The sequence below is a fragment of the Verrucosispora sp. SN26_14.1 genome (assembly GCF_004307965.1).
Lineage (GTDB): Bacteria > Actinomycetota > Actinomycetes > Mycobacteriales > Micromonosporaceae > Micromonospora.
In genome coordinates, this window is record NZ_SISL01000132.1 from 1 (window position 1) to 13,609 (window position 13,609).

The 13,609-nt window shown below is 70.8% G+C and carries 8 protein-coding genes and 1 pseudogene; 4 read left to right on the top strand and 5 right to left on the bottom strand.

Features of this window, described 5'->3' with window-relative positions; genetic code table 11:
• Window positions 1-3,631 (top strand): endonuclease/exonuclease/phosphatase family protein (locus EYA84_RS14215; protein WP_236145760.1); only part of this gene is annotated, 3,631 nt, incomplete at its 5' end.
• A 184-nt stretch (window positions 3,632-3,815) separates the two neighbouring features.
• On the opposite strand, the gene EYA84_RS14220 is transcribed toward EYA84_RS14215, so the two are convergent.
• Both EYA84_RS14220 and EYA84_RS14225 read right to left on the bottom strand, forming a co-directional pair.
• Window positions 3,816-4,484, bottom strand: coding sequence for a class F sortase (locus tag EYA84_RS14220; RefSeq protein WP_131053520.1), 669 nt, complete (start codon window positions 4,482-4,484; stop codon window positions 3,816-3,818).
• Window positions 4,485-4,496: 12 nt separating this feature from the next.
• Window positions 4,497-5,288, bottom strand: coding sequence for a hypothetical protein (locus tag EYA84_RS14225; protein WP_201272386.1), 792 nt, complete (start codon window positions 5,286-5,288; stop codon window positions 4,497-4,499).
• A 773-nt stretch (window positions 5,289-6,061) separates the two neighbouring features.
• Here EYA84_RS14225 and EYA84_RS14235 point away from each other — a divergent pair.
• Both EYA84_RS14235 and EYA84_RS14240 read left to right on the top strand, forming a co-directional pair.
• Window positions 6,062-6,622 (top strand): annotated as a pseudogene (locus tag EYA84_RS14235) (DUF1028 domain-containing protein); the annotation flags it as partial.
• 215 nt (window positions 6,623-6,837) lie between these two features.
• Window positions 6,838-7,206 (top strand): hypothetical protein, encoded by a 369-nt coding sequence (locus tag EYA84_RS14240; RefSeq protein WP_131053522.1) that lies wholly within the window; start codon window positions 6,838-6,840, stop codon window positions 7,204-7,206.
• A gap of 96 nt (window positions 7,207-7,302) precedes the next feature.
• On the opposite strand, the gene EYA84_RS14245 is transcribed toward EYA84_RS14240, so the two are convergent.
• A complete protein-coding gene (locus EYA84_RS14245; protein ID WP_131053523.1) occupies window positions 7,303-7,992 on the bottom strand; it encodes a maleylpyruvate isomerase N-terminal domain-containing protein in 690 nt (229 codons plus the stop codon).
• Between the two features lie 3 nt (window positions 7,993-7,995).
• The gene (locus EYA84_RS14250; protein ID WP_131053524.1) at window positions 7,996-8,877 is read right to left on the bottom strand and encodes a phosphatase PAP2 family protein; all 882 of its coding nucleotides are present in this window, start codon (window positions 8,875-8,877) and stop codon (window positions 7,996-7,998) included.
• Window positions 8,878-8,964: 87 nt separating this feature from the next.
• On the opposite strand from EYA84_RS14250, the gene EYA84_RS14255 reads away from it, so the two are divergent.
• Window positions 8,965-9,687 carry a DUF3159 domain-containing protein gene (locus EYA84_RS14255; protein ID WP_131053526.1) on the top strand — a complete coding sequence of 241 codons (723 nt, stop codon included), beginning with the start codon at window positions 8,965-8,967 and terminating at the stop codon, window positions 9,685-9,687.
• A gap of 284 nt (window positions 9,688-9,971) precedes the next feature.
• Here EYA84_RS14255 and EYA84_RS14260 read toward each other — a convergent pair whose 3' ends face one another.
• Window positions 9,972-12,875 (bottom strand): glycoside hydrolase family 48 protein, encoded by a 2,904-nt coding sequence (locus EYA84_RS14260; protein ID WP_131053525.1) that lies wholly within the window; start codon window positions 12,873-12,875, stop codon window positions 9,972-9,974.
• Window positions 12,876-13,609: the final 734 nt, after the last annotated feature.

The following is a 13,609-nucleotide window of genomic DNA, read 5'->3' on the forward strand; positions in this document are numbered from 1 at the left end:
GGCCCGGACGTTGCCCTCGGCCGCGATGGCCGACCCACCCGGCCAGCCGGATCTGGGGGTGGCCAACCGGTTCGTCGCCGGGGAGGGGCTGCCCGACTGGTCCCGAGCCGGATACCTGGGCGGCCAGGTCCCGTCCGCCGGATACGTCACCGGGGCGGCCCCCTGCCGCATCGAACCGTCCCGACTGGCCAGCCAGTTCGGGGTGGTCCCCGACGACGGGGTGGACGACAGCGCAGGCCTGCAACAGGCCATCGACACGATCCGCTCGGACTGCTCCCCCACCGCCAGCCACTACCGGCTCTCTCTGATCGAGCTACCCGCCGGCCGGCTCGACGTCTCCCGGCAGATCTCCGTTGACGCGAGCTTCCTGCTGCTGAAGGGGCAGGGCTCCGGCACCGGAGGCACCCGGGTGGTGTTCCGCCCGGACACCAACACCCGGTACGACACCCTCAGCTCCGACGGCAGCCGCTGGGAACCGACCACCATGACCTGGGGCAGCGGCAACGACACCGGTCGGGGCGGCTGGATCTGGCCGGGCCGGGCCCTGTTCAAGGTGCAGAACCGGGAGGTGGCCACCCGGTACGCCGACGAGTGGCAGTCCGCCCCGGCCAACCGCAAGGACCTCTTCGAGGGTTCGGTCAACCAGCACTGGGTCTCCGGGATCCGGGTCGCCGCCCGCTCCGCCGACCCCGGGTTCTCCGCCCGGGCCGGGCAGAGCGTGATCCAGTTGGTGAGCAACGCCGACATGGGCAAGTTCAGCCTGGGCGGGCACGTCTGGGTGGGAGCGGCCAACAGCATCAAGTTCTACGAGGAGCAGGGGCTCAGCTACGCCGAGCACGGCAGCATGTTCGAGAACCTGCACATGCGCCAGCAGATGTTCCGGGTCGTCGGTGTCTCCGGCAGTGCGAAGACCATCACCCTGGACCGGCCCCTGGAGTTCGACCTGCCGGTGGACTCGGTCTCCGACGGCTCCGCCCCGCTGCTGACCGAGACCCCCTTCCAGAGCAAGGTGACCCCTCTGAAGGTGGTCGAGGGGGTCGGGTTCGAGGATTTCGCCTTCACCCAGGACATGACCGGGCTGCCCAAGGTCGGCGGCGGCAGCTACGCCCTCTCCCCCGCCGACGCGGTGCACAACTACGGCAACCTGGCACCGGAGTACGCCATGCACGGCGTCCTGTTCAAGTGGGCGGCCAACAGTTGGGCCCGGGGCCTCAACGGCACCATGACCGGCTCCCACCCCCTGGTCACCGAGGTCGCCCGGAACCTGCACATCGAGGGGAACACCTTCGACGGGGCCTGGAACAAGGGCAAGGGCGGCAACGGGTACCTGCGCGGCAGCCGGGTCTGGGACTCCCTGTACGCGTACAACACCAGCCGCAACCTGCGGCACTTCACCTTCCAGTGGTCGGCCAGCCGGAACGTCGCCTTCCGCAACGACCTGGACTCCGACCTCAACCTGCACGGCGGCTGGGAACGGTACAACCTCTTCGAGGGCAACACCGTGCGGGTGCCCTACGAACACCGCTCCGGCAGTTGCACCGCCAACTGCGGCGGGGAAGGGGGTGAACTCGACGACGGCACCTGGTACCCGATCTGGTGGGGGGCCGGACCGAAGGCGATCAAGTGGTCGGGCTCCACCGGGCCGCAGAACGTCTTCCACGGCAACACCCTGACCAAGCAGGTCACCCCCGGGGGTCCCTTCGCGCCCTACACCCCCTACTCGGCGCAGAGCCCCGGGGTGCCCGCCGACGCGGTGCACCAGTTCGGCTCGGACCCTGCGCACCCCGCCCGGTTCCGGCACCTGACCCAGTCCGGCGCGGTCATCCCTGACTGGTCCGGCCGGGAGACCCTGGACTACTCCGGGGGCCAGGGGGTGGTCCAGTTGGCCGACCGACGCCGCCCCTCCCTGTTCCTGCACGACGCCGGGCAGCTCGACCCTCGGCAGGACGAGGCCCACAAGGCAGCCACCTGGAACATGCAGGGCGCCGGGTCGCGCGCCGACGGCTCCTATGACAACAAGTACACCAGCGGACTGCTGCGGTTGTTGCGCGACGCGGAGGTGGTGGCGTTGCAGGAGGCCGGCAGCCCTCCGGGGGGCGCCCACCACCTCGCCGACCACCCGCAGCTCGACTTCGTGCGCCAGGACCCGCAACACGGCCTCTTCACCCCCGACGTCGAGGAGTACCGGTACGGCGGCACGAACAGTCGCCCCGGGGGATACCTCTACTGGCTGTGGACCGACACCAACCCAGAACCCGCGGGCCGGGTGAACCTGGCGATCGCCACCCGGGAACAGGTCGACCCGGCCGGGATCGTCGTGGTGGCCAGCCCGTTGGGAGGTCGCCCCGCCCTGGGGGTCACCGTCGGCGGGACGGTCTTCTTCAGCCTGCACGGCTGGTCCCCCGGGGGCAACGACCTGCCGGGGCTGCTGGAGGCAATCCGGGTCCGGATGCTCACCGCCGGGCCGAACAACACCCCCCGGGACTGGGTGGCGATGGGGGACTTCAACCGACACCCGAACAACCTCGCCGCCGTGCTGGACGCCGCCCACTTCGCGGTGCACACCCCCGCAGCCGCGACCCACCCCTCCACGAACCCGACCGCACTGCTGGACTACGCGGTGGTACCCCGTGGGGTGGCGGCGCCCCGGGTCACGGGCAGCACGGTGCGCACCGACATCGTTCTCTCCGACCACCTGCCGGTGCAGTTCGACCTGGTGCTGCAGGCCGCCGCCGAGCCCCGACCCCCGGTGGCCGAGCCCCCCTCAGGGCAGGGGATCCTGCTGCGCAGCGCGGACACCACCAACGTCGTCGACATCGTCCACAGCGGCACCAGCCACTTCCTGGTGGACTCCCCGTACCACAGCGGCTTCCAGCAGAAGTGGTCCCTGATCCGCAGCGGAGAGCACCCCGGGTATTACCAGATCATGAACCTGCTGACCGGCAGCCTGATGGGGCAGGCAGAGGGAGCCCGGGACGGCTGGGTGGTCCAGTGGCACCAGGAGGCCCTGGACCAACTATGGTGGCCCGATCCGCAGGAGGACGGCACCTGGACCCTGCGTAACCGGGTCACCGACCAACTGCTGACCGTCGTGCCGGAGCTGGGGCTGCTCGCCGGCCGGGATCCCGACGGGTCGGCCCGGCAACGCTTCTTCCTCCAGTCTGAGGCCGAGATGACCGACCTGCAGGAGATCACCCACTACCCGCTGGAGGGCACCCACGACTTGGTCGCCGACGTCTCCGGGGAGAGCACCGGCGTCAACACCCCGATCATCCTGTATCAGGAGACCGACGGCACCAACCAGCGGTTCATCCGGATCCCCGCCGGGTCCACCGGGGACACCCCTTGTTACTACCTGGTCAACGGGGGCCGGTACCTCAGCTCCTCGGCGACCGGGAACGCCACCTTCGGGGCGGGGGTGACCCTGCAGGACTTCCGCCCGGACACCGACGAGTACCTGTGGTGCGTGCGGCAGCAGGGGGCCTCCTTCACCCTGGCCAACCGGACCGAGGTCAACGGGGTGCCGACCGACCTGTACCTCACCGAGCACGGGTACGGTCAGCAGCTCACCGTCGACCCCTCCGGCCCGGGGCCGATCCAGACCTGGGTCTGGGAGGCGGCCACCAGCTGATCCCCTCCCGGCCGGGCCCCCACGACAGGGACCCGGCCGGGGTGGGCTCGTCCGGCCCGCACTCCACGGTGCGCAGCCGGCCGCAGGTGCCGGTCAGCGGGATGTTCCACAGCCGGGCACCCCCGCAGGGCGGCCACGGAGAGCCGGTAGAGCGTGGCTGCGGGTCATCGGCTGGTTGGCGTGGCTATGCGGGCTGGGCGTGTGTGAGTGTGGCGTAGACGATGATGTTGTCGCGGTAGCTGTCGCGTGCGGTGTCGAATGGGCCGCCGCAGGTGATCAGCCGCAGTGCGGCGTGGTCCACGGGGCCGTAGACCGCTTCGGTGGGGAAAGTGTCCTTGGGGTGCCGTTCGGTTTTGGTGACGGTGAACGTGGCCCGGCTGCCGTCTTCGCGGTCGACGGTAAGGGTGGCGCCCGGCGCGAGTGCGGCGAGGTCGTGGAAGCTGCCGTCGTGGCCCTTCCAGTTGACGTGGCCGGCGAGGACGGCGGGCCCGAGGGCGCCGGGTGTGGGTGCCTTGGTGTACCAGCCGACGTCGGTGGCGGTGTCGGGCACCTGCATGGTGCCGTCGGGTTGCAGTCCGAGCGGCACGGTCGGGGCGCTGACCTTCAGCGACGGGATGGATACCCGGGTTGGCGGTGAGCTGGGCATCAGTGGACCGGTGGTGAGCTCGTCGCGTTGGCCGCCGGATGAGGCGGCGGCGTCGGCCTTCGGCGGCGGCGGGGCGCCGGTGGGTACGTCGCCGGACGAGCAAGCCCCGGCGCTGATGGTGGCTATCGCGGTGAGGATGGCGGTGACCGCCGGGAGCGTACGCCTCCGGCGGTCACCGCCACGCGTGGCGAGCCGGGTGATGGTCATCGTGCGTTCCGGTCAGTTCTGCCGCGCCAGGCGGCGACGCGTCACGGCCAGGCCGGCCACACCGAGCAGCGCCAGACCGCCGATCGCATACAGGCTGAGGGCTCCGGAGCTGATGCCGGTGCTGCCGTCGCCGGTGGCGACACCGCCGGCGGGGACGGAACCGGCGGCGGCGCCGCTGACCATGCCGCAGGTGGCCGGGTCGGTGGCTTCGGCCGGGATGCCGTTGACTCCGACCGATTTGGCGAAGGTCGATTCACCGAGGGCTTCCATGTCGTACTTGCCGTTGCCGTTGGCGTCGATGCCGTGCTGCACGATGTGCAGGTCCTTGAGGTGCTCGATGGTGCCGGTGGGCAGTTCCGCCGCCGGGATGGTGCGTTCGTAGGTCAGGTTGCCGTCGGCGTCGGCGGTGGGCATGCGGTCCACGGCCAGGCCGCTGGCCTTGGTCGTGTCTCCGGTGGTGGTGAGGGAGATGAAGATGTCGCCGTACATCTTCAGGCCCTCCTCGGTGCTGACGTATCCGTTGCCGTCGGCGTCGGCGGACTTGTCGGGGCAGTGGAAGTCCATGCCGTTGGCCGCGCCGTGGATGTGCTGCGCGTGTGGCGAGTTCGGTGTCATGCCCTGCGATCTGATCTGCACCTTCAGGTCGCCGCCGCTGGTGGCGGTCAGCGTGGCGGTGCCGGTGGCGCCGGTCTCGTTGAGGTCCAGCAGCTTCACCTGGACGCTCTCGTCGGCATACGCCGTCCCGGGGAAGGCGAGGATCAGCGCCACTGCGGGCAGGGCGAGCAGGCTACGGGTCAGTCTCACGAAAGGTCTCTCCTATCAGGTGGACCCGGCCGCGGCGCCCGGGTGTCGTCGTCGGGTGTTCGGTGCGGCGGCCGAGCCGGATGGGTCCGGCACGCACAAATCGCTCACGCGCTGCGACGGAAGCTGCCGGACAGGACGCGGTAGACGGATTCGCTGTCGGTCCAGGTGGCGTCTGGGGTCACCCAGGTCAGTGCGTACGCCATCCCTGGGCTGGTGCCGTTGACCAGCAGTCGACGGGCGTGCCGCCGTTCGCCGTCCGGTCCGTCCCAGGCGTACTCCCACTCGGCGGCGCCGCCGGGCCGGATCAGCGGGCCGATGCTGATCCTCGTGTAGCCGGGCAGCGCGCCGGCCTCGGTCAGGCGGTCGGCCTCGGCGCTCCAGTGGTCGCTCGGGATCGTCCGTCTCTGCACCGTGAGATCCACGGCCAGCAGTCGATCCTGGTGTGGATCCTGGAGGCAGACGACGTCACCATCGGTGAAGCGGAGCCACCCCGGGGGTACCGCGATGCCGAAGCCCTCATCGTCGGCGTGCCACGACCAGTCCGGCGGCACGGCACGGTCGCCGCGTGCGGACGCATCCTCGGACACCATGCGAGGTGGTTCCTGAGCTGGGGCCAGACACGGTGCCGCGGGTATCGTGCTCGCCGTGGCGCCGACCGGGGCCTGCCCGCCGTCGACCAGGTCCAGTGCGGGCAGTGATCGGCCGGTGAGCCGGACCGGTGCCGGGTCGGGGGTGCTGCTGGTGGTCGGTCCGGGCGAGCGGCCGGTGCGGGGCCAGGTGGCGGCGGCCAGACCGGCGACGGCTGGGCCGCCCAGGGCAACATCCTCACCGGCCCCGAGGTCATCGACGCCCTGCGCGACACCTGGCTCACCGGCACCGACATGCCCTTCGCGCAACGCCTGGTCGCCGCGCTGCGCGCCGGCCAGAGCGCCGGCGGCGACCGACGCGGCCAGCAGAGCGCCGCCCTGCTCGTCGTCCGAGCAGGCAGCGGGTACGCCGGCACCGGCGACATCGCCATCGACCTGCGCGTCGACGACCACCCCGACCCGATCACCGAACTGGAACGCCTGCTCGCGCTGCACACCCGCATGTTCAGCCGCCCCGACCCGGCCACCCTGCTCACCCTGGCCGGCGCCCTCGCCGTCGAGGTGGCCGGACTCCTCACCGCGCTCGGGCACCCGGCCGACCCGACCGAGCCGGAGGACGCCCTGGTCGCCTGGGCCGGGATGGAGAACCTGGAGCAACGACTGGTGCCCGGCCGCATCGACCCGGTCGTCCTGGCCCACCTGCGTACCGCCGTCCCGCACGTCCCGGCCCCCCGCTCCCCCGCCTGACCGCGCCTCACCTGGAACTTCCATGCAGAAGATCACGCTCGATCCTGGATCGAGTGGTCTCCTGGCGCGACGGCAACCACTCGATCCAGGATCGAGCGTGATCTTGAAAGGTGCGGGAGGCCGTACTGACGATTCGGCGGTACGTCTATTCCTGCTGGCTCTCGCGCCACTGCGCGTCAAGAATGGCGGGCGTGACCACCGATCTCCTTGCTGACGTGGCCGAAACGTTCGAGAGGACCATCCGGGTCCGCATCTTCGACTCGGCCGGGCCGGGTGAACCCCATCGCAAACGGCGTGGTCGTCGTTCCGTCCTCGCCGACCAGCGTGACGCAGAGGCGCTGACTCACCTGCGGACGGCACTGGCGCTACGGCCCGACACCGAGGTCATGGACTGGATGCAGTGGCCCGATCTCTGGCTCGAACTGCTCGGACCCGACGATGGGCGGTTGGCGGTGATCGGATATCTCCGCCCCGACTGGCTGCGGTGGGAATCCGACGGTGACCTTGAGCTGCGAGACCCGACGGCCTTCGTGCAGTGGTTGACCCGCTGGGCTCCCGCAGCAGCGACGGCTACCGCCGGCTGACTCAGCACCTCGCGCCTTGGTCCGAACGGGAGACGACCACACTCCATCCATGTAAACGGAATCTAGGTAGATTCAATCTACGTAGATTGAATCTACCTAACTCCGGCCGAAGGAGAGCAGCCGCAGCCTCGCGCTGTCGAGCAGGGCCTGTTCGGCGGCGCTGCGCGGGCTGCGGCCGGTGGCCTTGGCGATCAGGGTCAGCCGATCCCAGCCCAGCTCCGCCGGCACGTCCCGCCCACCGGTGAGCAGGTCCGCGATCACCTGCGCGGCGGCCGGGGTCAGCCAGGCCGGTCGGTCCAGGGCGGCGGCCAGGTCCAGGCCGTGCACCCCGACCTCCAGCACCCGGGTACGCAGGAACTCGGTGACCGTCATCGCGTCACCGTGCCGGGTCCGCACCACCCGGTCCGGCGGGTACGCGTCGACGGCCGCCACCGTGGTCCGCCAGGCGCGGTCGAACTCGGCGGCCAGCCGGGACGCGCTGTCGACGTCTGCTGACGCCTGCGCGGAGGCGATGCGGTCGGCGTCGACCTGTGGGGTGAACTTGGCCGTGCCGAAGTACTCGGCGGCGTCGACGTGCGCCTGGGCGGGTGCCGGGCTGGCGAGCATGTCGGTCAGCCGGCCGACGCCGGTGTGGACGTGGGCCAGCAGCTGCGCCAGGTTCCAGGGCGGGCAGTCGGTGGGGCGGGTCAGGTCCGTGTCGTCGAGGGTGGCGAGCACCTCGCTCAGCCGGGTGCACTCGGCGGCGAAGGCGTCGCGGACCGAGCGGTGGGGGTCCGGACCGGGCACGGGTCAGCCCTGGTGGCGGGGGACGATGCGGTGCACGGAGGCCAGCACCAGTGCCATCACGACTCCCATGGTGCCGACGATGCCGGCGGCGCTGCCGGCGTACCCGAGGAACAGGGGGCGGCGGCCGAGTGCCTGCGGGGGTGTGCCGCGCACGCCGATGAGCCACCAGAGGGCCAGGGCGCAGCCGGCGATCACCAGGAGGCCGCCGACGCCGAGCAGGGTGGCGGTGAGCCGGTGCGCGTCGCCCGGTTCCACCTCGGCCTGTTCGCGTTGGGTGACCAGCAGCAGGAGTCCGGCCAGGGCTGCCCAGACGCCGACGACGAGGTACGCGGCGACGGCGTCGCTGGGGCGGTGCCAGCCGGCCGACAGGGTGGCGACTCCGGCGGCGGCGGCGTAGGTGGCGCCGAGCACTGCGCCGAGGGCGCGGACTCGGGGTGGCAGCACCAGCACCAGGGCGACGGCGACGGAGGCGGCGACGGTGGTGTGTCCGCTGGGCAGGCTGTTGCCGACGAACGCGCGTTCGGGGTCGATGCCGTAGTCGGGGCGGGCCAGGCCGTACTTGAGTAGTTGGGTGGTGACGTTGGCGCCGGCGATCAGTGCGGTGGCGGCGACGGCGAGGGCGATCCGGCCTCGGATGAGGGCGATGAACCCGATGGTGATGGTGACCGCGAGTAGTGACACCACGGACATGGCGTTGAGGATGCGGTCGACGGGTTCCTGGATGTGGTCGCGGCCGATCCGGTTGCCGGTCAGGGCGACGGTGTCGATCCACTGGCCGAGGCCGGTGTAGAGGGCCAGGCGCCAGATGGCGATGAAGGCCGCCACCTGGATGAGGGCCAGGACGACGAGCCAGACCGCAGTCCCACCCCGGGGCGTCACACGCACCCGGACAACTTAGCGGCACGGTGGGGCCGGATGGCCGGTGGCCCGCCGATGTCGCGGGGATAGGTTGGGGCGCAGGTGAAGGAGGAGATGGTGACCGGTACGGCGGAACGCGACCCGGCGGCGGCGCAGCGGCCGGAGTCGTTGGCCGACCTGCTCGGTGGACGGCAGGGGGCGGTCGACGCCACGGTGCCTCCGCTGGCCTTCACGCTGGGATGGTTGGTGGCCGGTCAGTCGGTGCGGGTGGGTGTCGTGGCGGCGCTGGTGGCCGGGGCGGTGGTGGCCGGGTGGCGGCTGCGGCGCGGTGACCGGCCCCGGTCGGTGGTGATCGGGTTGCTGGCCGTCTGTGTGGCCGCGCTGGTGGTGGTGCGTACCGGGCGGGCCGAGGACTTCTTCCTCGTGCAGTTGCTGGCCAACGCCGCCAGTGCTCTGGCCTGGGCGGCCAGCATCGTGCTGCGGTGGCCGCTGCTGGGTGTGGTGGTGGGTACGGCGTTGGGTCAGCGGGGGCGGTGGCGCCGTGATCCGGCGTTGCTGCGGGCGTACGGGCGGGCCAGCTGGGTCTGGACCGCGACCTATGTGGTGCGGCTGGCGGTGTTCGTGCCGCTGTATCTGGGCGGGCAGGTGTTGGGGCTGGCGGCGGCCCGGGTGGGGATGACGTGGCCGTTGGTGGCCGCTGCGTTGGCGGTGAGTTGGGCGGTGATCCGCCGGTCGCTGCCGGCGGGTCATCCGGGGGTGCGTCACCCGGTGGTGCCGGAGGCGGGCGTGGAAGCGGCGTCGGGCGCCGGGGCGGACGGTAAAGAGCCCGCACAATAAGGGAGAGGCCGCCACGGGGGGAGCGGCCTCTCCGGTGATGTACGTTACTCCGTCCCGGGCCGGTGTGTGATCCCGGGTCGGTCACATTTTTCCGCGATCTGCGGACCCGCCCCCGCAATCGGGGCGGTGGGGTGGGTCGACCGCTCCGCTGCGTCGGCCAGAGGGGCCGACCCACCCCGGCCTGACCGTGGGTGTCAGGCCGTCGTTCGGCCGGTGCCTGCCTCTACCCCCGAGGCCCGGCCGAAGCCTCCGGGTGGGTCACCGCCCACCCGGAGGAGTTTCGGTCAGCCGTTGGGGAACAGCTTCCCGTAGTCGGCGTACGCCATGGCGATGTCCGCCTGGGCCCAGAACCGGTGGTAGCGGAACTCCGGCTCCGGCCCACCGTCGAGGTAGGCCTGGACCTTGGGCCATGCCGGGTCGTTCTTGTAGAACGACCGGATGTCCAGGAAGCTCTTGCCCGGGGCGATGGCGTCACCGTTGGGCATGCGGCCGGTCCATCCCTGCGGGATGTAGAGGCCCTGCCCGGTGGAGGCGTCGTAGACGTCGTCGAAGCGGCGGTAGTCGCCCCGCTTCTCCACCGTCGAGACACCCTGCGCGTCGCTGTTGGCGTGCAGGGCGTCCAGCAGACCCTTGGCGGTGGTCTTCGCCGCCGCGTTGCCCGACTTCGCCGCGTACGCGATCAGCGTGCGGGCGTAGGCGGCGGCGACGCCGACGTCCTGGCCCTTGACCGTCACCTCGACGTGCAGGTTGGTGTTGGGCTGCGGGTTGGTCGGGTTCCAGGTGGTCGGCTGTCCGCTCCAGGCCATGTCCGACGGGATGGACCAGTTGGCGCCCAGCGTGGTGTTGGCGATCGCCCACGGCACCCACTTGTCGAGCAGTGCCTTGGCCTTGGCGTTGCCGCTGACCAGGTACAGCTCGGCGATGCGCTGCATCGACCAGGCCTGCATGCCGAACCACTGGTTCGACGGCGGGTCGTTGTAGACCGGGTCGACGTCGTAGAACATGCCGTAGAAGGTGGACGTACCGGCCGGCGGCGTGCCGTAGTGCCCGCCCCAGCTGTTGGTCGCGCCACCGGCGATGCCGCCCTCGGCCGACTGGAGCCAGGTGTAGAACTCCAGCTGCCGGTTGAGGCTGTTGGTCCAGTCCGCCGCCGCCGTGGACGAGCGCGGCTTGAGTTCGTTGACGTTGGTCAGCGCCCACGCCGCGAACGGGTTCTGGTAGCCGAAGTGGCTGTGGCTGGAACCGATGCGCCACGACCAGTTCTGGCTGGTCTCGTACGCGCCGCCCCAGGCGTAGTACCAGGACAGCAGGTAGTGCGCGGAGTCGCGGCCGCTACCGGCGGGGCACTGGCTGGCCCCGACGCAGTTGCCGATCCGCTTGAAGTACTTGTCGAACATGGCGTACCGCAGGTAGTCGCCCATCTTGGCGGCCTTGGTCACGGTGGCCGCCACGTCGGCCTGCTTGTTCTGCTCCTTGGCCCAGGTCAGCGCCCAGTAGGCGGCCTGCACGGCACGGGCGTCGGCGTCCGGGGCGTTGGTGTACTTCCACTGCCGCGCCGGGGCGTTGGACTCCTTGACGAACAGGTCGAGGTAGCCGTACTGGCCACCGTGGCGGAACGTGTCGCAGGACGGCTGCGGCACGGTCTCCCAGACCGACTCCTGGGTGCCCCGCTGGAAGGTGTTGATGTACGCCGGCCGGGTGGTGCCGTCGCCGCAGCGCCCGAAGCCGTAGGTGTTGTCGACGTCGAGCAGCCAGTGCATGCCGTAGATGTCGCCGGTGCCGTAGGACTGCTGCAGCTCCGAGCGCAGCGGGTCGCGACCCACCGGGACCGAGGACTCCAACTGCGACGGGTACTGGTTGGGCAGGTCGTGCTCGGCGGCGTAGCTGGCGTCACCGGCGGAACCGGCGGTCGGCTGGTCGGCCGAGGACGGGATGATGTACTTCTCCATCACGGTCCAGGCGTTGTTGAACGGCGCCCAGTTCTGGGTCACCCGCCCGTAGTACGCCTCCAGCCACAGCCAGAAGCTGAACGCCTCGGAGGTGGTCTGGTGGCCGTGGTCCGGCGCCTCGACGATCAGCGTCTCGATCGAGTGGTACGGCACGCCCTCGGGGCTGAAGTAGCCCGAGTTCTTCATCTTGCCGTACTGGGCGAGGAACCGCTCCACGTACTCGCCGTCGCCGCCACCGGGCACATCGTTGTCGATCTCGGTGGCGGTGATCGCCAGCGGCGCGTAGCCGGTGGCCGAGGCGGTGATGGTGGCGGTGCCGCCGACGGTGTCGGCGTCCTCCGCCGCCGCGACGGTCACGGTGACGCCGGTGCTCCAGTTGCTCGGCGTCAGGGTGACCGTGGACGGGGTCACGCTGATGTCCGAGTCACCGGTGCGGGCCAGGCTCACCACCACGTTCGAGGTGGGTGCCCGGTCCAGCTTGAGGTTGAACGTCGAGGTGCCGCCCTCCGGCACGCTGACCGACGTCGGGGTGGCGACCAGCGCCGGCCCGGTGGCCGCGGTGACGGTGAAGGACCGCTCGGCCACCGCCGAGAGGTTGGCGTTGTCGTACGCCCGCGCCTGCACCGTGTACGCACCCGCCGGAAGGTCTTCCAGCGTGTACGCGTACGGGGCGGTGGTGTCGGTGTTGACCAGCAACCCGTTGCGGTAGAACTCGACCTTGGTGATGGTGCCGTCGGCGTCGCTGGCCGTGGCGGTCAGCGGTACGTCGGCCGGGGCCACGAACGGCCCGGCGGGCACCGACAGGCTCACCGTCGGCGGCTGCTGCGGCACGCCGCCGCAGGTGACCCCGTTGACCGAGAAGGACGTCGGCTTGGGGTTGCTGCCGCTGTAGGAGCCGTTGAAGCCGATGGTGGTGCTGGCGCCGGTGGCCAGGTTGCCGTTGTACGACTCGTTGACGGCGGTGACCTCGTTGCCGCTCTGGGTCCAGCGGGCCGACCAGCCCTGGGTCACACGCTGGTTGCCGGGGAAGGCGAACTTCAGCGTCCAGCCGGTGATGGGGTCACCGAGATTCTTGACGGTGACGTTGGCGGTGAAGCCGTTGCTCCAGTCGTTCGTCGCGTAGACCACGTCGCAGGCCGGTGCGGCCTGTGCGGCGGCGGCGGGTACGGTCACCCCGCCGATCGCCAGCGCCGCGGCGGCGAGCCACGCCATGCGCCGACGTCTTGCCAGATTCTTCATCTGCGCGGTGTCTCCTCGGACCAGGCCGGGGACGGTGCCCCCCGGCGCGACGCCACGCCGACAGGGTGTCCGCGAGGCGCCAAGTGGATGGTGGTCTCTCTGTCGGCCCGAAGGCCGGGGGCGGCGGGGGCGCCGTCGCACGACTGCTGCTCCCCGCTGCGATCAGGACGCCGTTACCGGACAAGCCGGGCTGCCCTCGGCAACCTGCACTCACGCGTATCTGGCTCCACGCGGTCGATCGACAGTCTGCCATGGAAGCGCTCCCAGATCCAGCACAGGAACTTCCGGAAACACCGGCTTGTTTCGATCTCGTTTTGGGGCTTTCACAAAGCCGTGACGGGCGTTACAGTCGCAGCAACGTCGATGGGAGCGCTTCCATCGACAAGGTTCCAAAAAGAAGATCACCCGGGGCTGTGCCCACAGCGCCGGGGACTAGACCAGAGGCCGACGGCGGGCCAGCCCGGACACCGCCGTCAGCCGCCGCCCCACCATAGTGGAGGGAGGTGGACCTCAAGCCACTCGCGTGGCCCGGCTCCCGCGCGACACGCACGACTGGGACGCCAAATCCGCCCGTGCGTGTACCGCAACACAGTGGGGACGGGGGTTGCCCTCCCCCGTCCCCACACTAAACCCCCGTTCACGATGGGAAAAGAGGCCGACGGGTCAGACGCGCGTCACACGCGCGCCCCGCAACGGCAGTCGACCCGCCCGCCGACCGTGCGACGCCCGCCGAC

Bases quoted from the DNA above. Each gene is read 5' to 3' on its own strand.
- EYA84_RS14260 (WP_131053525.1), bottom strand. From the start codon at position 12,875: ATGAAGAATCTGGCAAGACGTCGGCGCATGGCGTGGCTCGCCGCCGCG.
- EYA84_RS14255 (WP_131053526.1), top strand. From the start codon at position 8,965: ATGGTGACCGGTACGGCGGAACGCGACCCGGCGGCGGCGCAGCGGCCG.
- EYA84_RS14220 (WP_131053520.1), bottom strand. From the start codon at position 4,484: ATGACCATCACCCGGCTCGCCACGCGTGGCGGTGACCGCCGGAGGCGT.